The 19,192-nt window shown below is 68.5% G+C and carries 21 protein-coding genes; 10 read left to right on the forward strand and 11 right to left on the reverse strand.

The genetic code is table 11. The annotated features are described in order from the left end of the window. The first annotated feature begins 20 nt into the window (after positions 1–20). The 6 genes from C1876_RS06510 (at position 21) to C1876_RS06535 (ending at position 6,445) form a co-directional block, all read left to right on the forward strand. Positions 21–431 (forward strand): VanZ family protein, encoded by a 411-nt coding sequence (locus tag C1876_RS06510; protein WP_114545912.1) that lies wholly within the window; start codon positions 21–23, stop codon positions 429–431. 141 nt (positions 432–572) lie between these two features. Beyond that, on the forward strand, positions 573–917 hold the full coding sequence (locus C1876_RS06515; protein WP_114545913.1) for a hypothetical protein: 345 nt from the start codon (positions 573–575) through the stop codon (positions 915–917). A 136-nt stretch (positions 918–1,053) separates the two neighbouring features. Beyond that, complete coding sequence (locus C1876_RS06520; protein WP_114545914.1) at positions 1,054–1,725, forward strand: response regulator transcription factor; 672 nt, start codon at positions 1,054–1,056, stop codon at positions 1,723–1,725. A gap of 1 nt (position 1,726) precedes the next feature. Continuing rightward, a complete protein-coding gene (locus C1876_RS06525; RefSeq protein ID WP_114545915.1) occupies positions 1,727–2,728 on the forward strand; it encodes a sensor histidine kinase in 1,002 nt (333 codons plus the stop codon). 132 nt (positions 2,729–2,860) lie between these two features. After that, positions 2,861–3,541, forward strand: coding sequence for an ABC transporter ATP-binding protein (locus tag C1876_RS06530; protein ID WP_114545916.1), 681 nt, complete (start codon positions 2,861–2,863; stop codon positions 3,539–3,541). Continuing rightward, positions 3,542–6,445 carry an ABC transporter permease gene (locus tag C1876_RS06535; RefSeq protein ID WP_114545917.1) on the forward strand — a complete coding sequence of 968 codons (2,904 nt, stop codon included), beginning with the start codon at positions 3,542–3,544 and terminating at the stop codon, positions 6,443–6,445. Positions 6,446–6,534: 89 nt separating this feature from the next. Here the strand turns inward: C1876_RS06535 and C1876_RS06540 are convergent, their stop codons facing one another. Next, positions 6,535–7,533: an HAAS signaling domain-containing protein gene (locus C1876_RS06540; RefSeq protein WP_114545918.1), complete on the reverse strand. Its 999-nt coding sequence runs from the start codon at positions 7,531–7,533 to the stop codon at positions 6,535–6,537. Next, a complete protein-coding gene (locus tag C1876_RS06545) occupies positions 7,520–7,918 on the reverse strand; it encodes a PadR family transcriptional regulator (protein WP_244910064.1) in 399 nt (132 codons plus the stop codon). The genes C1876_RS06540 and C1876_RS06545 overlap by 14 nt, the downstream gene beginning before the upstream one ends. 181 nt (positions 7,919–8,099) lie before the next feature. Between C1876_RS06545 and C1876_RS06550 the strand changes: the two genes are divergently transcribed. The 3 genes from C1876_RS06550 to C1876_RS06560 all read left to right on the forward strand — a co-directional run bounded on the left by C1876_RS06550 (position 8,100) and on the right by C1876_RS06560 (position 11,938). Continuing rightward, positions 8,100–10,358, forward strand: a complete 2,259-nt coding sequence (locus tag C1876_RS06550; protein WP_114545919.1) for a response regulator — start codon at positions 8,100–8,102, stop codon at positions 10,356–10,358. A gap of 93 nt (positions 10,359–10,451) precedes the next feature. Then, positions 10,452–11,435 (forward strand): glutamine-hydrolyzing GMP synthase, encoded by a 984-nt coding sequence (guaA, locus tag C1876_RS06555; protein WP_114545920.1) that lies wholly within the window; start codon positions 10,452–10,454, stop codon positions 11,433–11,435. 320 nt (positions 11,436–11,755) lie between these two features. Then, positions 11,756–11,938: a hypothetical protein gene (locus C1876_RS06560; protein WP_114545921.1), complete on the forward strand. Its 183-nt coding sequence runs from the start codon at positions 11,756–11,758 to the stop codon at positions 11,936–11,938. 257 nt (positions 11,939–12,195) lie between these two features. Here C1876_RS06560 and C1876_RS17820 read toward each other — a convergent pair whose 3' ends face one another. The 5 genes from C1876_RS17820 to C1876_RS18120 all read right to left on the reverse strand — a co-directional run bounded on the left by C1876_RS17820 (position 12,196) and on the right by C1876_RS18120 (position 13,926). Continuing rightward, positions 12,196–12,366 carry a hypothetical protein gene (locus C1876_RS17820; protein WP_211309516.1) on the reverse strand — a complete coding sequence of 57 codons (171 nt, stop codon included), beginning with the start codon at positions 12,364–12,366 and terminating at the stop codon, positions 12,196–12,198. Further along, complete coding sequence (locus C1876_RS06570; RefSeq protein WP_114545923.1) at positions 12,363–13,142, reverse strand: N-acetylmuramoyl-L-alanine amidase; 780 nt, start codon at positions 13,140–13,142, stop codon at positions 12,363–12,365. Before C1876_RS06570 ends, C1876_RS17820 begins: the two co-directional genes overlap by 4 nt. Continuing rightward, positions 13,135–13,359 (reverse strand): alanine racemase, encoded by a 225-nt coding sequence (locus C1876_RS06575; RefSeq protein ID WP_114545924.1) that lies wholly within the window; start codon positions 13,357–13,359, stop codon positions 13,135–13,137. The genes C1876_RS06570 and C1876_RS06575 overlap by 8 nt, the downstream gene beginning before the upstream one ends. 1 nt (position 13,360) lies before the next feature. Beyond that, positions 13,361–13,582, reverse strand: coding sequence for a hypothetical protein (locus C1876_RS06580; RefSeq protein ID WP_114545925.1), 222 nt, complete (start codon positions 13,580–13,582; stop codon positions 13,361–13,363). 212 nt (positions 13,583–13,794) lie between these two features. Next, entirely contained in the window at positions 13,795–13,926 is a 132-nt protein-coding gene (locus C1876_RS18120; RefSeq protein WP_274542572.1) for a hypothetical protein, read from the reverse strand. A 202-nt stretch (positions 13,927–14,128) separates the two neighbouring features. On the opposite strand from C1876_RS18120, the gene C1876_RS06585 reads away from it, so the two are divergent. Further along, the gene (locus C1876_RS06585; protein WP_148044534.1) at positions 14,129–14,686 is read left to right on the forward strand and encodes a hypothetical protein; all 558 of its coding nucleotides are present in this window, start codon (positions 14,129–14,131) and stop codon (positions 14,684–14,686) included. A gap of 7 nt (positions 14,687–14,693) precedes the next feature. Here the strand turns inward: C1876_RS06585 and C1876_RS06590 are convergent, their stop codons facing one another. The 4 genes from C1876_RS06590 to C1876_RS06605 all read right to left on the reverse strand — a co-directional run bounded on the left by C1876_RS06590 (position 14,694) and on the right by C1876_RS06605 (position 19,144). Next, positions 14,694–16,079, reverse strand: a complete 1,386-nt coding sequence (locus tag C1876_RS06590) for a hypothetical protein (RefSeq protein ID WP_114545927.1) — start codon at positions 16,077–16,079, stop codon at positions 14,694–14,696. 77 nt (positions 16,080–16,156) lie between these two features. After that, entirely contained in the window at positions 16,157–17,182 is a 1,026-nt protein-coding gene (locus tag C1876_RS06595) for a BppU family phage baseplate upper protein (RefSeq protein WP_114545928.1), read from the reverse strand. Positions 17,183–17,203: 21 nt separating this feature from the next. Then, a complete protein-coding gene (locus C1876_RS06600; protein WP_114545929.1) occupies positions 17,204–18,424 on the reverse strand; it encodes a phage tail spike protein in 1,221 nt (406 codons plus the stop codon). Next, a complete protein-coding gene (locus tag C1876_RS06605) occupies positions 18,425–19,144 on the reverse strand; it encodes a distal tail protein Dit (protein WP_158544635.1) in 720 nt (239 codons plus the stop codon). It abuts the gene before it with no gap. Positions 19,145–19,192 lie beyond the last annotated feature (48 nt).

Consider the following 19,192-nt stretch of genomic DNA (forward strand, 5'->3'; position numbering starts at 1 on the left):
GGGCGTGCTATGGTGGGGGCATGGAAACGAATCCTTACAACGGCGGTCCGGCTTCCGGGCGCACGTCCGTGCGGCGAAAATTCGTCGTGGTCGGCCGCTGGGTGCTGGCCGTGGCGTGGGCGGCCACCGTCTATCTCATGCCGAGCGTGGCCGCGCCGTCCACCATCGTGTGCTTCGTCGAATTCGCCGTGCTCAGCTTCCTTTTGGCCAACGCGCTGTGGCAGCACATGGGGCTGTTCACCTCGTGCGCGCTGGCCGTGCTGCTCACGTGCATGCTGGGCATCGCCGACGGCGTGGTGTCGCTGCTGGTGCCCGACCACCTGTTCAGCTTCGTCGACTGGCTCGTGGGCTCGGCCGGCGCCGTCGTGGGCGGCGTGGTGGCCCATCCCGCCCTGCGCGCCATCGACAGCTTCATCAGCTCCGACCTCTGAGGGCGAACGCCCTCCCTCATCCCATCCGAAGGTTACGGGTGCTTCTCGGGGCGGCCACGTGCGCGCGGCGTGCGCTGCGGCGCTCGCCGTGTGCGCTAGGGTGACGAGTCGAACGGACACCCCGAGCAGAAGGAGACAGCCATGAACGCGAAGGAAGGCAGCAACCGGCCCGCCGCGCTGGGACGCGGACTCGACACCCTCATGGGACGCGACGACGACGTCCAGGAAGATTGGAAGGAAGCGCAGGAGGCCGTGGAAGGAGACGAATTCCAGGAGCTCGACGGCGTCGAAGCGCCCGAGGAGCCCGGCCGCGAGCAGCGACTTGCGCCCGAGGAGCCCGCGCGCCGCAAGGACCGCTCGCTTGAGAAAAACGCGTGCCTCGTGGGCGGGCTCATCGCGAGCGGGGCGGCGGGCGCCGTCGCCGTTGCGGCGTTTACCCTGCTCGGCGTGCGGGCGGTGCTGTCGATGAGCCGCCGTCGCTGGTAGCGTCGCACCCCTCCATCCCCCTCGCCCCCTTGAGAAACGCCGCCCGCCCGGGCGGCGTTTCCGCGTTCGGAAGCGCGCCCGCCGCCGTTTTCTGCTACCGTGGTGGCGAACGCAACGAACGGGGGAAGGACCAGCTATGCGCATTCTGCTTGTCGAGGACGACGGGGCCATCGTGGCCAGCTTGACCGATTTGCTGCGAGCGGAAGGGTACGAGATCGACGCCGCGGACGGCCAAGACGCCGCCGTCGAGCTGCTGCGCGGGGCGCGCTACGACCTCGCGCTCGTGGACGTGGCGCTCGCGCAGGGCAACGGGTTCGCGGTGTGCGCCGCCGCCAAGGCGTGCGAGCCCGCGCCCGCCGTCATCTTCCTCACCGCCTCCGACGACGAGTACAGCACGGTGGCCGGCCTCGACATGGGCGCCGACGACTACATCGCCAAGCCCTTCCGCGCCCGCGAGCTGCTCTCGCGCATCCGCTCGGTGCTGCGGCGCACCGCGCACACGTCCTCGCTGCTGCGCCTGGGCGACGTGGAGATCGACGCGGGCTCGGCGTGCGTGCGCAAGGCGGGCGGCGACGTGGCGCTCACGGCGCTCGAGTACCGGCTGCTCCTGCTGTTCGCGCAGAGCCAGGGCAAGCTGGTCACGCGCGAGCACGTGCGCAACGCCATCTGGGACAGCGCCGGCGAGTACGTGAGCGACAACACGCTGAGCGTGTACGTCAAGCGCCTGCGCGACAAGGTGGAGGACGACCCTGCGAACCCCCGGCTCATCCTCACGGTGCGCGGGCTGGGCTACCGGGCGGGAGCGTGAGATGAAACTGCTGAGGAATCGCGCGTTCGCCGGCCAACTCGCGTTGCTCGGCGGCGCGCTCGCCCTCGTCGCCGTGGCGGCGGGCGTCGTCGAAGGACCGCGCGCAGGGCTGTGGGCGCTCGCCGCGGACGCGGTGGCCTGCGCGCTGTTCGCGGCGTTCTCGGCGCACCGCTACGGCCAGATCGCGCGTTTGGCCGCCGAAGTGGACGAGGTGCTGCACGACGGCCGCCGCATCGATTTCTCCGACTACCGCGAGGGCGACCTCGCCGTGCTCAAGAACGAGCTGGCCAAGATGGTGGCGGCCCTGAGAACGGCAACCGAGCGCCTCGAAGCGGAGAAGCACGCCCTGGCCGATGCGCTGGCCGACGTGTCGCACCAGATCAGAACGCCGCTCACGGCCATGGGCCTGCTCATCCCCGCCGCCGAGCGCGCCGAAGACGACGCCGAGCGGCGACGCATCCTGCACGAGCTCGAAACGCTGACGGATCGCGTGGGCTGGCTCGTGACCGCGCTGCTCAAGCTGGCGAAGGCCGATGCGGGGGCCATCCGCGTGCAGGCCCGGCCCGTGGACGCGGCGCGCCTCGTCTCCGACGCGCTGGCCCCGCTGGCCGGCGCCTTCGACCTGCGCGACGTGACCTGCACGGTGGACGTGGACGAGGGCGCCTCCTTCGTCGGCGACGCCGCGTGGTCGGCCGAGGCGCTGGGCAACATCCTCAAGAACTGCATGGAGCACACGCCGGCCGGAGGGGCCGTGCGCGTGCGCGCCTCCGTCGACGCCGTGGCCTTCCGCCTGCGCGTGACGGACACGGGGCCGGGCATCGCGAGCGAGGACCTTCCCCATCTGTTCGAGCGCTTCTACCGCGGCGAGGGCTCGGAAGGCTTCGGCATCGGCCTGGCGCTCGCGCAGGCGCTCGTGACGGCGCAGGGCGGCTCGCTGCGCGCGAGCAACGACCGCGACGGCGGTGCACGCTTCGACCTCGTGTTTCCCAAGGTCATCGTGTAGCGCGACCCCGCTCGAAGTTCGCCGCGCGGCGTTTCTGAAGACAACATGACAATTCTGTCACGGAGCGTTCATGCCCGTGCAAGCGCCGTGGGCGCACACTGTTCCGCAGACCGTAAGCGAGAAAGGCTCATCATGGACATTCTGACCATCGACCATCTCACCAAGGTGTACGGAAGCGGACGCACGGCGCTCAAGGCGCTCGACGACGTGTCGTTCTCCGTCGCCGCAGGCGAGTTCGTGGCCATCGTCGGCTCGTCGGGCTCCGGCAAGTCGACGCTGCTGCACCTCATGGGCGGCGTCGACCGCCCCACGTCGGGCACCGTGCTGCTGAACGGCGCCGACGTGTACGCGCGCTCCGACGAGGAGCTGGCCGTGCTGCGCCGCCGCGAGGTGGGGCTCGTGTACCAGTTCTACAACCTCATTCCCGTGCTGAACGTGGTGGAGAACATGACGCTGCCCGTGCTCATGGACGGCCGGCCGGTGAACGAGCAGCGCCTCGGCATGCTGCTGGACGGCCTGGGTTTGCGCGGGCACGAGCGCTTCCTGCCGAACCAGCTGTCGGGCGGGCAGCAGCAGCGCGTGGCCATCGGGCGCGCGCTCATGAACGCCCCGGCCGTCGTGCTGGCCGACGAGCCCACCGGCAACCTCGACTCGCGCAACTCCGGCGAGATCATGGCGCTGCTGCGCGAGTCGAACAAGCGCTTCGACCAGACGCTCGTGGTGATCACCCACGACGAGGACATCGCGTGCATGGCCGACCGCGTGATCGCCATCGAGGACGGCCGCATCGCCTCCGACGAGAGGCGGCGCTAGATGGCCGGCATATTCACGCGCTTCACCCGGCGCACGCTCGCGCGCAACCGCGTGCGCACCGCCGTGACCGTGGTGGGCATCGCCTTGTCCACGGCGCTCTTGGCGGCCGTGCTCACGAGCGTGGCCAGCGTGCAGCAGGGGCTGTTCGAGCGCACGCTGGCCACCGAGGGCTCGTGGCACGTCTACTCCCCCGACGTGACCGCGCAGGCCGTCGACGCCTTGAAGGACGCCGACGAAACGCGCGCGCTCGCGACGTTCACGCTGTACGGGACCGCCGCGCTCACCGAGCAGGACGCCCGCTCCCTGGGCAGCTTCATCGGGGTCAAATCCCTGCCGAGCACCGTCAAGGGCGCGGACGAACCCGACGGGGCGCCCTTCGCGCTCATGCCGGAGCTGCTCGAGGGGCGCGAGCCCGAAACCGCCGACGAGGTGCTGCTGCCCGACTACTTCAAGGGCGAGACGCTGGGGGCCGACGGCGCGCCGGGTGCATCGTCGAACGGCCCGCTCGAGGTGGGCGGCACCGTCACGGCCGACTTCGGCGCCCTCGCCGCAGCGGACGGCGAGACGCGCATCGAGGAGGCGCGCGAGCGCACGCTCACCGTCGTGGGCTTCTACCGGCACCAGCCGGGCTTCCTCGGGAACAACTACACCGCCGCCGAATCATCCGCGGTGGCCCTCACCGTGGCGGACGCTGCGGAAGGAGCCGGCGCGGCTTCCTCGCCCGCCGCCAAAACCGGCGTCTACGTGGTGACGCAGGGCGTGTCGAGCCTCGACGGCATGCACGCGTTCTTCGAGCGCGCCACGGGCGTCGGCGAGGCGGCCTCCACCCTGTACCACACGAACCTGTTCCGCTACCTGGGCGTCTCCGACGGCCGTGCCATCTGGGACGCGTTGTGGATGGTCGCCGCCGTGCTGGCCGCCGTCATCGTGGTGGCGTCGGTGTCGCTCATCTACAACGCCTTCGCCATCTCGGTGGCCGAGCGCACGCGGCAGTTCGGCCTTTTGGCCTCGCTCGGCGCGTCGAAGCGGCAGCTCAGGCGCACCGTGCTCGTGGAAGCGCTGCTGCTCGGCGCCGTCGGCGTGCCCGTGGGGCTGCTGGTCGGCGTCGCGGGAACCGCCGGGGTGTTCGCCGTGTCGCAGGAGGCGTTCGCGGCCATGCTCGGCGAGAGCGGCGGCCTCTCCGTGCACCTGAGCGCGCCCATCCTCGCCGCCGCGGCGGCGCTCTCGTTCGTCACGCTGCTCGTGAGCGCGTGGGTGCCGGCCGCGCGGGCGGCGCGCGTGTCGGCCGTCGACGCCATCCGCCAGACGCAGGACGTGCGCCTGTCGAAGCGCGCGACCCGCAAGGCGGCCTCGGACGGCGCGGGAAGCGGCGGTCCCTGCGCCGTCAAGCTGGGGCTCGCCGGAAGGCTGTGCGGCATCCCCGGGTTCGTGGCGCATCGCAACCTCTCGCGCGCCGCGTCGCGCGGACGCACCGTGGTGGCGTCGCTCGCCGTGAGCGTGGCCCTCGTGGTCACCACGGGCAGCGTGGCGCTGTACCTCGAACCGCTGTCGCAGCGCGCAGGCGGCTCGGGAGGCGCCGGAAGCGGCGCGGACATCGTGGCGTCGGTCTACGCCAACAACGAGGGCATGCGCGAGAGTGCCATCCTCTCGGACCGCGCCGACGAGTTCGACCGGTTCGTGGAACGCGCGAGCCGGATCGAGGGCGTGGAGCTCATCGGGTCGACGCGTCAAGGGCAGACCGAATGCGTCATCCCGGCCGACCTCATCACGCCCGAGGCGCGGCAGACGCGCGAGGCCTACCAGGAGCAGATCGCCGCCGACTGGGTGCCGCGCGCCTTCGACGCCCAGGGCGCCTACTACGGCGAAGTCACCCTCTTCTACCTCGATGCGGGGGCGTGGGAGGCGCTCGTGGACGAGCTGGGGCTCGATGCGGCGGCGTACTCCGACTCGGCGAACCCGCGCGCCATCGGCCTCGACGTCTACCAGGATACCCTGCCCGACGGCTCCTACGTGTCCGCCAAGCCGTTCGCCGGCACGGGGCCCGTCACCCTGTACGCCATCGAGGAGCGCGAAGGGTTCTCCTCGATGGGCATGACGAAGGGCGACGACGGAGAGCCCGCCGTGTGCTACCTCGACCAGGAGGCGGCCGACGGCGCGGGCGGCGGCCTGATCTCCGTGCCGGCCGACGAAGCCGCCGCGGCCTACCCGCTCGAGATCGGCGCGCTCGCGGCCGACGAGCCCGCCGCGGTGAACGCCGCCGCAGGCGGACAGCGCTTCCCGGCCCTGCTGCTGCCGGAAAGCGCGGCGGACGACGCTGCCTCGGGAGACGGGCAGACGAGCCCCTACGCGTACACGTTCGCAAGCCTCTCGTTCACCGCCGAGGACCACGCGCAGGCCGTCGCCGAGCTCGAGGAGCTGGCGAAGGACTACGACGGCCTCTCGGTGAACGTGAACGACATCGTGGAATCGGCGCGCCAGAACCGTCTCATCTTCCAGTCCATCCAGCTGTTCGTGCTGTGCTTCTCGCTCATCACCGTGCTCATCGCCGTGGCCAACGTGTTCAACACGCTGGCGAACGGGATCATCCTGCGCACGCGCGAATTTGCCACGCTGCGCTCGGTGGGCATGGGCAATCGCGCCTTCGCCCGCATGCTGGCCTACGAGTGCGCCAGCTACGCGCTGCGCGGCTTGGGAATCGGCCTCGCCGTTGCGGTGGCAGTGGCGTTCCTGCTGTTCAAAGCCACGTCCCTGGCGTTCGCCGGGCTGGCCTTCACCCTGCCCTGGGGCTACGTGGCCCTGGCTGCGGGCATCGTGTGCGCGGTGCTCGCCCTGAGCGTGGCCTACGCGCTCCACCGATCGCACGCCGCCAGCATCGTGGAGTCCCTGCGCTCCGACGCCATCTAGGCGCCCCCGCCGGACGGCCCGTCCCCCCGGGGAACGGGCCGTCCGCGACGCCGGCCCCTCCCGGCGCCGCCCCTCTCCCGTTCGCTTCCTCAGCGGGCGGCTTTGAAGGTGCGCACGGTCGCGTCCACGGCGTCGATGGCGAGCGCGACCAGCACGAGACCGCAGAACGCGGTTTGGATGTTCGCGACGGCCCACTGCACGGGGCCGTTCAGCGGATCGCCCGACGATTCCAGCGCTTGCATGACGGCCGTCCCGTCGACGATCTGGAAGTTCGTCAGCCAGAACACCACGAGCACGGCCGCCAGCGCATCGGAGACGAGCGTGACCGCGAGCAGCCGCGTCGAGTAACGGCCTTCGACGAGCTTGAAGCTCTCGGCGGCCACGCAGATGAGCGTCCAGGCGATGATGACCCAGGCCGATGCGCGGATGGCGGCCACGTTGAACGGGTCGAACGGCACGCCGTCGCCGCGGTGGCTCAAAGCGTTCAGCACGTCGGGGAACAGCAGGAGCACCGCCGCGCCCAGCACCGAGAACACGATGCCTGCCACGGCGTCGCCGCGCGTCGAGGGCTTCGCCTCGCGCGGCACGGGCGGAAGGTCGTCGAGCGAGCCCATCATGGACACGTCCACCTCGATGCCCTTGCGCGAGAAGACGGCGAACAGCACCGTCACGAACGAGAACGCGAACGAGAGGGCCGCGATCCAGCCGCCGACGCCCTCGACCGCCTGCAGAGCCAGGTTGTCGCCCGGTTCAACGAGCATCGACAGGATGCCCGCCACGGCCATGCCGCCCGTCACGCAGATGAGGACCAGCTTCAGCACCGCGATATATTGGGAGTAATACGGCTGCCCGATCAGGCACTTCCCTTCGCCGTTCGTGTACTTGCGCACCATTTCGGCCGGCGTTCCCAACTCGGTGAGCACCACGCGCACGTCCTTCGACGTGGGCGCGAGCCCGCCGCAGCGCTCGTCGAGCATGTCGGAGATCAGCGTGCGCAACTCCTCGGCCACGTCGGCGCGCTGTTCGGCCGGCAGATGGCGCGTGATGGCGTACAGGTAGCGCTCGATCAGGTCGTTATCGTTCGACATGGGTGCGATCCTTTCCCGCGGCGTCGGCGTCGCCGGCGCGCTCTTCGGCATGTTCCGTATGCAGCAGCGTGTTCACGCCCGCGCAGAGCGCCTGCCACTGCGCCTCCACCTCGCCGAGCACGCGCACGCCCTCGTCGGTGGTTCGGTAGTACTTGCGCGGCTTCGATGCGCCGTTGTCCCACTCGCTCGTCAGCAGCCCCTGCGCCTCAAGGCGCCGCATGAGCGGGTACAGCGTGTTCGCCTCGATGGGAATGCCGTGATCGGCCAGCGTCTTCACCAGCGCGTAGCCGTACGCCGGTTCGCGCAGCTGCCCGAGCACGAGCATGACCAGCGTGCCGCGCCGCAGCTCGAGGACCATGCTCGATACGATGTCGTCGTGCGCCACGTCTCCCCCTTTCCGCCGTTCGTTCGATAGTGTGTGTTGCACACTATAACATACGATACACGATAGTGTGCGATACACACCATAAACTATTTGGATCGCGCTTGCGAGGCGCCGAGCGCGGGCGCGTCGTGCTACCATATTCCTTTATATGATCGCTTGTATCATGGAAAGAGATAGCGCTATGAACCAGAAGCCGAACGCGTCCGTATGGCTCTCGAGGATAACGGCGGTGGTGCTGGCCGTGCTGATGACCGCCTTCTTCGTGATCACCATTAACAACATGATGACCATCAGCAACCGCACCGACGAGATCAAGAGCAGCCCCTACCCCGTGTCGGTGGCGGCCGGGCGCGTGGAAACGCTGCTCGTGCAGTGCCGCACGCTCTCGGGCCGCCCGCTGCTCTCCCGCAGCGACGAGGCCCTCGACGCCCTCGAGCGCTCCTACGACAACGTCGACGAAGACATGCGCGAGAAGACGGCGTTCATCGCGAGCGAGCACGACGCCGACCCCGCCGCCGCACAGGCGCTCGAGGAGGGCTACGCCGACCTCGACGAGCTGCAGGAGCAGCTCGTGGCCCTCGCGCGCGACCCGTCCGTCACCGACGAGGAGATCAGGGCCTTCACCGACGAGCGCATCAATCCCGCCATCGAAGACCTGCTCGGCCTCGACATCGGCATCCTCGACCAATCCACCGCCTCGGTCGAAGAGCTGTACACCGTCGTCACCGACGTGGGCATGCAGACCATCGCCTGGGCCATCGTGCTCATGGCGGGCGTGACCGCGTCGGTGGGCGCCTACCTCGTCCTCATTCGCCGCAACCGCAAAAGCGAGGACAAGCTGCGGGCCGACCTGCAGGAAGCGCTCGCCCTCGCGCAAACCGCGAGCGCGGCGAAGTCGCAGTTCCTCTCGAACATGTCCCACGACATCCGCACGCCCATGAACGCCATCGTGGGCCTCACCTCCATCGCCGAGGCGCACCTCGAGGAGCCCGAGCACGTGGCCGTCTGCCTCGACCGCATCAAGACGTCGTCGCGGCACCTGCTCAGCCTCATCAACGACGTGCTCGATATGGGAAAGATCGAAAGCGGCAAGATCGTGCTCAACGAGGACCGCTTCAGCTTCCCCGAGTTCGTCAACGGCATCGTGACCATCGCGCAGCCGCAGGCGCAGGAAAAGCATCTGACGCTCGACATCACCATCGGCAACGTGCAGCAGGAGAACGTCATCGGGGATTCCATGCGGCTCAACCAGGCGCTCATCAACCTCGTGAGCAACGCGGTGAAATACACGCCCGAAGGCGGCACCGTGCGCCTGTCGCTCAGCGAGGAGCCGTCGCGGCGCGCGGGCCATCACAACTACCGGTTCGTCGTGCAGGATACCGGCTACGGCATGACGCCTGAGTTCGTCGAGCGCCTGTTCGACCCGTTCGAGCGCGAGGAGAGCGCCGAGACGAAGCGCATCGAGGGCACCGGTCTCGGCATGGCCATCACGAAGAACGTCGTGGACATGATGGGCGGCACCATCGAGGTGGAGAGCGCGCCCGGCGAAGGTTCCACGTTCACCGTGGTGGTGCCCCTCGTGCCGGTAAAGGACGCCGAGGAGGATTTCGCCCTCGGCACGCTCGAAGCGGCGCGCGTGCTCGTGGTGGACGACGACGCGCAGGTGGTGGAGGGCACGCTGCTCATCCTCGACGAGCTGGGCCTGCGCGGCGACGCGGCCACGTCGGGCGCGCAGGCCGTGTCGCTCGTGGCGGGCGCGCACGACGAGCGCGACGACTTCCGCTTCATCATCGTGGACTGGATCATGCCCGGCATGGACGGCATCGAAACGGTGCGCCGCATCCGCGCCGAAGCGGGCGACTCCACCCCCATCGTGCTGCTGACCGCCTACGACTGGGCCGATATCGAGGACGAGGCGCGCGCGGCAGGCGTGTCCGCGTTCGTGTCGAAGCCCCTGTTCAAGTCGCGCCTCCATCGCGTGCTCAAGGAATTCGCCGACCTCGACGGCGCGGGGGGCGTCGAGCAGCCGCGCGCCGAGGGGCACGTCGTCGGGCGCGTGCTGCTCGTGGAGGACAACCTGTTGAACCGCGAGATCGCCTCCGAGCTCATCCGCACCATCGGCGCCGAGGTCGAGCAGGCGCACGATGGGCAGAAGGCCGTCGAGGCGGCCGGCGCGGCGCCTGAAGGGTACTTCGACCTCGTGTTCATGGACATGCAGATGCCGCTCATGAACGGCATCGAGGCCACCCGCGCCATCCGCGCGGGCGAGCGCGCCGCGGGGCGCGGCCGGGTGCCCATCGTAGCCATGACGGCCAACGCGTTCACCGAGGATCGCGAGCAGGCGCTCGAAGCCGGCATGGACGGCTTCATGACCAAGCCCATCGACCTGGGGAAGCTCAGGCGCGTGCTGGAAGAATACTTGCCGGAGAACGCGGAGTAAGCCCGCGCGCGGCTGCTCCATTCGCTATAATCGCACCCATGAGAAAAGCCGGCCCCGCGCCGGCGTCCGCGAGACACGAGGAGGACTACCCTGATGGATCCCAACAAGCGCCCCGACGATATGGTTCGCATCACCACGCCCGAGCTGGCGAACGCGTTCATCGACGAGCAGGTCGACGCGATTCGCGCGCAGGTCGGCGACAAGAAGGTGCTCCTGGCCCTGTCCGGCGGCGTGGACTCGTCCGTGGTGGCGGCGCTGCTCATCAAGGCCATCGGCAAGCAGCTCATCTGCGTGCACGTGAACCACGGCCTCATGCGCGCCGGCGAGAGCGAGCAGGTGGTGGACGTGTTCCAGAACCAGCTCGACGCGAACCTCGTGTACGTGGACGCGGTCGATCGCTTCCTCGCGCTGCTCGACGGCGTGGCCGAGCCCGAGGCCAAGCGCAAGATCATCGGCGCCGAGTTCATCCGCGTGTTCGAGGAGGAGGCCCGCAAGGTGGGCGACGAGGTGAGCTTCCTCGCGCAGGGCACCATCTACCCCGACATCCTGGAATCCGACGGCGTGAAGGCGCACCACAACGTGGGCGGCCTGCCCGACGATCTGCAGTTCGAGCTGTGCGAGCCCGTCAAGCTGCTGTACAAGGACGAAGTGCGCGTCATCGGCCGCGAACTGGGCCTTCCCGAGGAGATGGTGGAGCGCCAGCCCTTCCCCGGCCCGGGTCTGGGCGTGCGCTGCCTCGGCGCCATCACGCGCGACCGCCTCGAGGCGCTGCGCGCAGCCGACGCCATCCTGCGCGAGGAGTTCGCCGCGGCCGGCCTCGAGGGCAAGGTGTGGCAGTACTTCGTGAGCGTGCCCGACTTCCGCGCCACCGGCGTGCGCGACGGCGTGCGCGCCTTCGAGTGGCCCGCCATCATCCGCGCGGTGAACACCGTCGACGCCATGACCGCCGAGGTGCCGGAGCTGGATTGGGCGCTGCTCAAGAAGATCACGGCGCGCATTCTGGACGAGGTCCCCGGCATCTGCCGCGTCGTGTACGATTTGACGCCGAAACCCATCGGAACGATCGAGTGGGAATAGCCGCAGGCAAAACGCTTCAAATCACTTCCGCTCAAAAAGTAACGTTTACGCAGGTTAAAAGTGTTGTTTCGCTAAGTTCGACACACCCTTGCGAAACGCTAGAAAACGCTCCTTCCGGGATTATTCGTACCGAAATTCGTACCAGCCCGGCGCCATAGCCCATGGCGCTGGGCACCCGGAAAGGAGTCCAAACAATGACAGACGAGCCAAGATCGAGCAGCTCTGCCAAGACGGGGAGATGGCCTACTTCCGCACGGATCTCTGCCCGTATTCGTCGGACAGCTACACGCTCGAAGAGAAGCGGGGGCATCTGCGACGACATGGCCAGCACCTCCGAGGCGCTGCTCGACGCGAAGCGGAAGGATTTCGAGGGGCTGCCGCCGAAGGCTCGGGCGAGGCTCTTGGACATGCTCTGCCTATCCGGCGTGGAGAGCCCCGGATGGTGGCGGGGCGTCCTCGCAGGCAGCGGCGATCCGGCCCGCAAAGACCCTGCGGGGATCTAGCCCCGCTTTCCGAAGATGCCCGCATCCCCGACCCGCGCTTTGAAGGAATGCGCGGGTCGTCAGCGAGCAAAACGGCTACAACTGCAATGGCACTGGAAAAGGCGGCACGCCGTCGCGTTCATTCCCCGTCGAGAGCGTCCCACATCCCGCCGAGCGCCTCGAAGACGGGGACCAAGGGCAGAAGGAGGATCGCAGGCAGCAGGAAGAGCACCCCGTCCAGAAGCCCGCCGCACACCTCCGCCAACCGCGCCCGACGCCTACGCCAGCAGCTCATTCACCCGCCTCTGCACGGCCTCGTAGTCCGCGCCCAAGCGCTCCCTGCGCGCCTCGCCGTTGCCGTAGTCGCCGTTGATGACGGCGTGCGCCAGCGCATCCACGTTGGAAGCGGCGCCGGATGCGGAAGGCCCGCAGCCCAGGATCTCGTTCACGCGCGCCTGGACGGCCTCGAGTCCACGCCTAAGGCGGCGCGACGGGCCTCCCCGTTGCCGAACTCCCCGCCGATCGCACGGCGCGCGAGCCCGTCCACGTCGCACCCGCCGCCCGGAACCCCTCCGCCGGACGCCTCGCCCGATAGCGCCCGGTTCACCTCGGCCTGCACCTCGTCGTAGCGCGCGCCCAGCGACGCGCGCCGCGCGTCGCCGTTGCCGAACTCCCCTGCGATCACACGCCGCGCCAAGTCACCGACGTCCCCCGAAGGCGCGCCTCCGCCACCGCTCCCGGAGCCGTCGTCGGCCGATCCACCGCCGCAGATGCGCGCGTGCAGCCACGCCCACTTGCCGGCGTCCACGTAGGGCGCCGGGCACAGCTTGCCCGTCACGTCGTAGTGGCGGATCACGTCGCCCGCCCCGATGCCGTAGCGGGCACGGATGTCGCCCACCAGCCCGGCCAAGGCCGCCACCTGCTCCTCGGTGAAGTCCTCACCCGCGCTCACCACCTCGATGCCGACGGAGCGCAGATTCACGCCCCAGTCGCCCGCGTGCCAGGCGGTGTCCCCCTCGGCAACGCTCTGGCGCACCGCGCCGTCCTTGTCGACGAAGTAGTGCGCCGACGCCTGCGCGTCCGAACGAGAGAAGTACAGCAGGTTGTCATGGGCGGAGGCGTCGGTGGCCGTGTAGTGCACCACGATCTTTGACACGGCGCGCCCTTGGCGTCCCGGCGTGTAGTTGCGGGCGTCGCATTGGACGAACTCGACCACATCAGGCATCGCTTCCACCGCCCTCGGGCAGCGCACGGCCGAGCTCCGCCATCACGGGCGACAGCACCGCCATCACCAGCGCCACGCACAGCGCGCGCCACGTCGGATCGAGCACCGCACACCCCATCAGCAAATCCACGTTCGCCACGATCACGCCCAGCACGCCCTGCACGACCGTGCGCGCCAGCCGCCATGACCACTCGTTGCCCGTCAGGAACTTGTCCATCTCACACCTCCGTGCTCCGGCGAAGGTCGGCGATATCGCGCTGAGCCACGACCATATCCTGCTCCAGCGCGTACGTGCGCTCGATCATGCCGTTGTGCTTCTCCACGTGCTTCGCCAGCTCATCGATCTTGAACTCCATGACGGCCTGGCTCCGCAGGTTGGAGACGATCACGCCGGCGAGCGTGAGCCCGCCCGTGACCAGCGCCGTGACCAGCGACTCCATGCACCCTCCCTCCGCGTACCGATAACATGGGGAAAGCATAAGGGCGCGTCACAAACAGAAAGCGCACCCCGAAGGGCGCGCCGATGAGAAAGACGGATCCATGAGCCGGGCTACACCGCAGAAGAAAGCCATCTGCTACATGCGAACGCAAGCTGTTTGCACGTTTCGGGATTCGTCCCAACGTACAGGCATACCCCTAATGCCAGGGCCATCTAGATCGGCTGAGGATTGACCTTACCCACCATCTGGGCGACGCTTTCGCTTACGGACTCGCTCAAGCAGGCTTTGAGAACCCTCCCCTTGCCGTCCGAGAACTCGAACCCCGTTTGTCCGTTCGCCTCCATTGCGACCTCCTCAACTCGCCATCCGGCAATAAGAGCCTAGGTGAACTAGATTCATTTGCATCCTTAACTGCGCTCTGCAATAATCCTACTAGCAAAATACTTCCGCGAATAGATACGAGATAGTTGAAAAACTTCCGCATTTGGAGAAGCGATGCCGTACAAACCAATCGAAAAGACCAAGATCAGCAAGAGAGCGTTTGGCATGACGCTGGAACAGCTCGGATGGTCCCGGCGAAAGCTTGGCGCGGCCTTCTCATGCGCCGAAAGCGTGAAGCCCGAATTGCGTAGAACAGAAAGGGCCATACGCGATGCGGTCAACAGGGGGGAAATGCGAGCGGACGTGCTCGACGCGCTATCCAGATTCCTCGATGTTGAGCCGGACCTCCTGTCGGGAAAGCTGCACAGGAGCATATGGAGGCTCGATCTCCCGAAAGAAGCGAAGTGGTCGCTCGTCAGCTCCCTCAAACCGGAGAATTTTCGATACGGCACGCTTCATACAGGAGAAAGCACCTTCCGCTACATCGAAGACCTTTTGGCGCTCCACGGCGTCGCCCCCCGCCAGTATGAGGAATTCAGCAGGGAGCGGCAGCTTGATTTCGCCGAGGCAATTGAAAACGCGTTGGTGCCGGTAATCATCGACTTCTTCCCAAAAAATGCAGCCGGAAGGAATATCGAGCCCGGCGTCTGGTCGCTGTTTGTTCAAATCCAAGACGCGAGAGATGAGTTTTATCTGGAACCAAACGAGCCCGTTTTCGATTAGCCCCGCATCACCCCGCCGTCAGATACCCGATCTTCCCATCGAGCCCGTCGATCACCATCCGGTCGTAGTTCGTGCGCGACGCCGAGTAAACCGTCCCGTTGCCGCCGACCAGGCTCGTGCACCCGTAGAACGTCATGCCGCCCCCGCACCCGCTCTGCAGAGCCCAGTCCGCGTCCGCCAGGATGGTGGTGAGCGCCGAGCATCCCCCGAACGTGAACGCCAGCACCTCGAGCGCCGCCGGCGAGAACCCGCGCAGGTCGAGCGCCGCCAGCGACGTGCATGCGTTGAACGCGTAGCGCATCTCGCGCATGCCCGCCAGATTCGCCATGCCCTCGACCGCCGCCAGCTTCCCGAACCCGTAGAACCAGTAGTTCAGGCTCATGCCGAAGTCCGCGCAGGCCCCGGCCATGTCGTCGGCGAATGACACGCGCTCCACCAAGGCGCGGTGCTCGTACCAGAACGCGAATCCCACCGCGTCGTAGCGGGCGTTCACGCACGCGCGCCCGGTCGCCAGCACCGTGCGCGCCGGATCCACGGCGCCCGCCGCCGACACCTCCAGCAGCCCGTCCTCGTACACCACGCCCGTGCACCAGCGGCGCCCATCGTCGGCAGGGTCGGTCAACAGCCCAGTATCGCCGAAACAGCAGATGGCGGCCCCTCCGCCGTTGCTGCGCACGTATCCCGTTCCGCCCACCAGGCTGCGGCACCCGTAGAACATGTTCGTCCCGCTCTCGAGCGCCGCCGTGTCGAAGAAGGCGGCGAACACGCTTTCCAAAGCGGGGCAGCTCGCGAACATCATGTCGCCCTCCGCCATCCCGCTCAGCGCCTCGAACCCGCGCACCTCGTGAAGGTGCAAAAAGCCGTTGAACCAGTTCTTGCCGGAGGTCACGCCCGCGGCCGCGAACGACCCGTCGAACACCACGCGGACCACCTCCTGCTTGCGCTCGTCCCACGGCCTGCCCGAAGCGTATGCGTAGCCGTCCGTCGCGACCTCCCACGCCGCCAGTATGCGCTCGCCGACCGTCGACGACCTGCGCTCCAAGTAGTTGAATTCCAGCGTCCCCCCTTCCAGCAGCAGCGCGCGGGGCTTCAGCCCCACATCCCACGCAAGCGCCCGGATGGCCGCCGCCATGTCGGCGGGACGGTACCTCGTCGCCTCGCCGTTCTGCGCGCGTATGGCCTCGGCGAGGGCGAAGAGCACCGATTCCGAAAGCACGCCCGACTCAAGCGCCATGCAGGGCTCCTCCACAAAGCCCCCGGCGTTGTCGCCGTCGAGCGCGGAAACCGCGGCCGCCATCTCGCGCGGCTTGTACAGCGTGCCGGTGCCGTTCTGCCAGCGGATCGCGTTGGCGACGTCGGTCAGTACGGAGGTCGGGATCGTGCCGATTGCCATAGCCTAGAACTCCTCTTCTTCGAGGTTTGCCAGCGAAGAGACGGCCTGATCAACGTATTGTCTGGTGGCGTAGCTGCTCAGGTCGATGAAAAGCGTGCCGCCCGCAAGCGACAGCGGCGGGCCGGAGCGAAGGCCGTGCCGTCGGCACCGTCCGCCCCCGGCTCGCCCTTGGGGCCCTGCGGCCCGCGCAGATCGGCCGAGCTCGCGCCCGATGCGCTCGTCACGGTCAGCACCGAACCGTCCCAAGAGTGCGTGCAGGAAACGCCGTCGGCGCCGTCCGCGCCCGGATCGCCCTTGGGGCCCTGCGGTCCCCGCTCGCCGGCCTCGCCCTTCTCGCCTCGCGGTCCCTGCTCGCCCGCCTCGCCCTGCGGACCCGTCTCGCCCGCGTCGCCCTTGGGCCCCTGCAGCACCGTCGCGGTCGTGGTGCCGCTCGCGTCGGTCACGGTGAGGATCGCGGCGTCCCCGTACTGGGACACAGAGGCGGACGGGCTCGCGCCATCGCGCCCGTCCTTGCCGTCCGCGCCATCGACGCCGTCGCGCCCGTCGAATTCGCCGTTCTCGGCCGCAGCCCGCACATCGGCCTCGGCCTGGCTCGCGCTCGCGGCTGCCTCGTTCGCCGCGGCCGCGGCCGCATTGGCCTCGTCGGCAGCCTCGTGCGAGAGCTTGGCGGCCTCCTCGTACTTCTTGATGGCCTCCAAGAACAGCGTGAAGCCGTCTTCCGATTCGACGCCGCCCACCAGCACCGGCTCCACCCGGATCACGAAGGCCCGCGTCGAGATGGAGCGGTCGTCCCAGCTCACCATGCATTGGGCGTCAACCGTCCCGGCGACCTCCTGCAGCGCCGCCGGATAGAACACGCGAAACGACCCCGCGGCTGCGTCCACGGCCGCAAACGGCTCGCATCCCCGCTTGCCGGTGGCGCGATGCCGCCATATCAGGTACACGGCGGCGTCCGTCAGGTCGAGCGCCGCGCCGTTCTGCTTCATGGCAAGGGAGATTCCCCGCCCGTCGGCATCGGCCGGCGAGGCCGCGAAGCAGTCGGAAAAGTAGTCGTCTCCCGCATTCCAGACGATCTCGTGCAGCCCGTAATCGTCGAGCCCCATCCCGTGCCTCCTCTTCAAGGATCAGAAGTCCAACTCCGCAAGCTCGTCCAGATCGTCGATGGCCGTCGTCACGCTCTGCGCCACGAACGACGTGGACGCCGCCGTGCTCAGGTTGCCGTCGATGCCCGCTACGTCGTCCTGCAGCGCGGCCACGTCGGCGGCAACCGTGCTCAGCGAGGCGTAGTCGGCGGGCTGCGCGCACCCGACGGTCACGCGGCACGATACGGCATCCCCGAACGTCCTCACGCGCCGCACCACGCGCGCCCGCAGCCTCCACTCGGGCTCCCGGCTCGCGTCCACGACGGCCACCTCGTCGCCCAGCCCGGCCTCGGAGCCGTCGAGCGCCGAAGCCTCCACCTCGTAGCTCACCTTGGGCCGAACGGCATCCGCGAGAGCGCGCTTGGTCAGCGCCAGCAGCAGCATGGGATCGGTGCAGTCGGGGAACGTCACCTGGCCGAAAGCATGCACCTTGGCCGTCCTGTCCGCGTTCCAGCGCCCCCACGCCTCGCGGGCGTCCTCGTCGGCCACGTAGTTCGCCCCGCCGTTCACCTTCCCGAAGGTCAGCTTGCGGCGGTAGCCCGGCAGGTAGCTTCCGCCCTCGTCGGTGAAGGGCAGCCCCGCCCCGTAGCCGTAGAGTGCGGTATGCACCTCGTCCTCCAGCACGGTTTTCGTGCACCCGGTCAGGTTCTTTCCGTAGTTCAAACGAAGCCCGCGCCATTCCCCGAGCTTGCGCACCAGGTTGACCCTGCGCTCGGAGACGCGCGCCCCGTCTACCGAGATCGAGGCCGAGACCTCGCCGCCGAACACGTCGGCCACCTTGCGCAGGGCCGCAAGGGCGTTCATGTGATAGAGCAGGCAAGAACCCAAGCCCGATCCCGCCACCTCCCCCGCAGACCATCGAGTGACGGCCAGCACGGACGCGAGCGCCTGCGCGGCAGTCTTGCCGGCGATCCGCGTATCCTCGATATAGTCGTCCAGCAGCTCGCAAAGCGAGGACTCCGCGTATACCGAGCAGGGGCCCTCGAGGGGCTCGTCGGTGCGCGCGACCACGTGCTCGCGCCACGCGTCGCCGTCGAGCCACAGCAGCCGGTCGCCCTTCGCGGGGACCTCGCGCGAGGCGAACTCGAGGGTGTCCTCGCCGTTCAGCTCTTCGGTGTGCACCAGCTCCCCGGCCACGGGCAGGATCCCGACGCGCCCGTCGAACCGGTCGAACCAGTAGAGCACCGGGACTGCGCCGGCCATCTAGAGCCACCTTTCAACGAACCGGGTCTCAGCAGACGAGCAGCCCGTAAAGGCGAGCTCGTTGTATCCCGGACAAAGCGCGAAGAAGTCGCTGCCGAGCGCAACGGCGTCGCGGGCGTCCAGGCCGTCGACGCGCACGCTCCCGTCCGCGCAGTCGATCACCACGAACTCGCCGCCGGCGAAGGCGCGCTCCAGCCGAACGGCCTCGCCGGTCGCCCTGTTGGCGATCTGCAGTCCGCTCCCGGCCTCGACGACCGCATGGAACGCCGGGTCGGTGCACCAGGTGCCGCCCACCTCGAAGCCCGGCGCGCGCACGACGCGCTCCGCGCCGTAGGCCACCGGGTCGAACGCGGTGAACGTCACCTCGCATTCGCCGTCCTCGAACAGCTGCGTCCAATTCCCAGCGGACACCAGCAGCACGTCATGGTAGGTCAGCTCGGGCTCGTCGGGCAGGACCAGCGTCCCGCCGTGCGGCTGCACGAGCCACGCCCGCAGCCGGTGTCGCATCGAGGCCAGCCCGGCCACGCCGGGATCGAAGCCGGGATCCATGAGCAGGCACACCATGATGTCCTCGGGCGGCATCCACACGGAAGCGGGCACCGCACCCGGCCTCCCGGCCACGCGCATCGCCTCCACGGCCATCTCGTTGAGCGAGCGCCCCACCACCTGGGCGGAGCATATCTCGGAGAAGTCATGTCCGGCGTAGATGATCGAATTCACAGCCGCCCCCTCGCACGCCCGTAGGCGTTCGCCTTTCGCTGCGCCTCG

The organism is Eggerthella sinensis (assembly GCF_003339815.1).
Classification (GTDB): Bacteria; Actinomycetota; Coriobacteriia; order Coriobacteriales; family Eggerthellaceae; genus Eggerthella; species Eggerthella sinensis.

What these genes read in the sequence shown, in the direction of transcription:
- C1876_RS06580 (WP_114545925.1), bottom strand. Translation starts at nt 13,582, where the DNA reads ATGGAGTCGCTGGTCACGGCGCTGGTCACGGGCGGGCTCACGCTCGCC.
- guaA (WP_114545920.1), top strand. Translation starts at nt 10,452, where the DNA reads ATGGATCCCAACAAGCGCCCCGACGATATGGTTCGCATCACCACGCCC.
- C1876_RS06570 (WP_114545923.1), bottom strand. Translation starts at nt 13,142, where the DNA reads ATGCCTGATGTGGTCGAGTTCGTCCAATGCGACGCCCGCAACTACACG.
- C1876_RS06550 (WP_114545919.1), top strand. Translation starts at nt 8,100, where the DNA reads ATGAACCAGAAGCCGAACGCGTCCGTATGGCTCTCGAGGATAACGGCG.
- C1876_RS06590 (WP_114545927.1), bottom strand. Translation starts at nt 16,079, where the DNA reads ATGGCAATCGGCACGATCCCGACCTCCGTACTGACCGACGTCGCCAAC.
- C1876_RS06515 (WP_114545913.1), top strand. Translation starts at nt 573, where the DNA reads ATGAACGCGAAGGAAGGCAGCAACCGGCCCGCCGCGCTGGGACGCGGA.
- C1876_RS18120 (WP_274542572.1), bottom strand. Translation starts at nt 13,926, where the DNA reads ATGGAGGCGAACGGACAAACGGGGTTCGAGTTCTCGGACGGCAAGGGG.
- C1876_RS06530 (WP_114545916.1), top strand. Translation starts at nt 2,861, where the DNA reads ATGGACATTCTGACCATCGACCATCTCACCAAGGTGTACGGAAGCGGA.
- C1876_RS06585 (WP_148044534.1), top strand. Translation starts at nt 14,129, where the DNA reads ATGACGCTGGAACAGCTCGGATGGTCCCGGCGAAAGCTTGGCGCGGCC.
- C1876_RS06595 (WP_114545928.1), bottom strand. Translation starts at nt 17,182, where the DNA reads ATGGGGCTCGACGATTACGGGCTGCACGAGATCGTCTGGAATGCGGGA.
- C1876_RS06510 (WP_114545912.1), top strand. Translation starts at nt 21, where the DNA reads ATGGAAACGAATCCTTACAACGGCGGTCCGGCTTCCGGGCGCACGTCC.
- C1876_RS06600 (WP_114545929.1), bottom strand. Translation starts at nt 18,424, where the DNA reads ATGGCCGGCGCAGTCCCGGTGCTCTACTGGTTCGACCGGTTCGACGGG.
- C1876_RS06560 (WP_114545921.1), top strand. Translation starts at nt 11,756, where the DNA reads ATGGCCAGCACCTCCGAGGCGCTGCTCGACGCGAAGCGGAAGGATTTC.
- C1876_RS06575 (WP_114545924.1), bottom strand. Translation starts at nt 13,359, where the DNA reads ATGGACAAGTTCCTGACGGGCAACGAGTGGTCATGGCGGCTGGCGCGC.
- C1876_RS06520 (WP_114545914.1), top strand. Translation starts at nt 1,054, where the DNA reads ATGCGCATTCTGCTTGTCGAGGACGACGGGGCCATCGTGGCCAGCTTG.
- C1876_RS06540 (WP_114545918.1), bottom strand. Translation starts at nt 7,533, where the DNA reads ATGTCGAACGATAACGACCTGATCGAGCGCTACCTGTACGCCATCACG.
- C1876_RS06525 (WP_114545915.1), top strand. Translation starts at nt 1,727, where the DNA reads ATGAAACTGCTGAGGAATCGCGCGTTCGCCGGCCAACTCGCGTTGCTC.
- C1876_RS06535 (WP_114545917.1), top strand. Translation starts at nt 3,542, where the DNA reads ATGGCCGGCATATTCACGCGCTTCACCCGGCGCACGCTCGCGCGCAAC.